Source organism: Shewanella inventionis (assembly GCF_014641855.1).
Classification (GTDB): domain Bacteria; phylum Pseudomonadota; class Gammaproteobacteria; order Enterobacterales; family Shewanellaceae; genus Shewanella; species Shewanella inventionis.
Genome location: NZ_BMII01000126.1, coordinates 1 through 674, shown reverse-complemented (window position 1 = coordinate 674; position 674 = coordinate 1). Strand labels below are relative to the sequence as shown.

Below are 674 nucleotides of genomic sequence, written 5' to 3'. Positions count from 1 at the left end.
GAAGTGGGTAGTTTAACCTTCGGGAGAACGCTCACCACTTTGTGGTTCATGACTGGGGTGAAGTCGTAACAAGGTAGCCCTAGGGGAACCTGGGGCTGGATCACCTCCTTACCTATACGACTAACTCGATACTTGGTGACAATAAACTGCATCCGTGCGTTTATTGCACACAGCACATCCATGTGCTTGAGTGTTCACACAGATTACTTGATAGAAAGAAAGAGAAATTACGTTGGGTCTGTAGCTCAGCTGGTTAGAGCGCACCCCTGATAAGGGTGAGGTCGGTGGTTCAAGTCCACTCTGACCCACCAATCTTTCCTACTCTGCGTTGGAAGATAACTCGTTTAGTAAACTAAACGTCGCTATCAACCGCCTTGATTAGAAATGATTGGCAAGCCAAATTTTTTGGTAAGACCTTCTTTGAAGGTAAACGTAAAATCTCAACTGCATGTAAATGGGGCTATAGCTCAGCTGGGAGAGCGCCTGCCTTGCACGCAGGAGGTCTGCGGTTCGATCCCGCATAGCTCCACCATTTACTGCATTGGTCAAGAGATGCCAAAGATAAACGAAATTTTATCTTTGGCTTTTTTAAGCCCGCTCTTTAACAATTTGGAAAGCTGATAGTAGTTAATTGCATGAGTCTGTCATGTGATTAATTGCAAATCGTTTGATGC

2 tRNA genes and 1 rRNA gene are annotated in these 674 nt (G+C 45.1%); all 3 read left to right on the top strand.

Annotation, left to right across the window (positions count from 1 at the left end):
• A 16S ribosomal RNA gene (locus IEW93_RS21905) occupies nt 1–111 on the top strand; the annotation flags it as partial.
• Between the two features lie 123 nt (nt 112–234).
• Nucleotides 235–311: transfer RNA gene (locus IEW93_RS21900), tRNA-Ile, on the top strand.
• 145 nt (nt 312–456) lie between these two features.
• Nucleotides 457–532: transfer RNA gene (locus IEW93_RS21895), tRNA-Ala, on the top strand.
• The last annotated feature ends 142 nt before the right edge of the window (nt 533–674 follow it).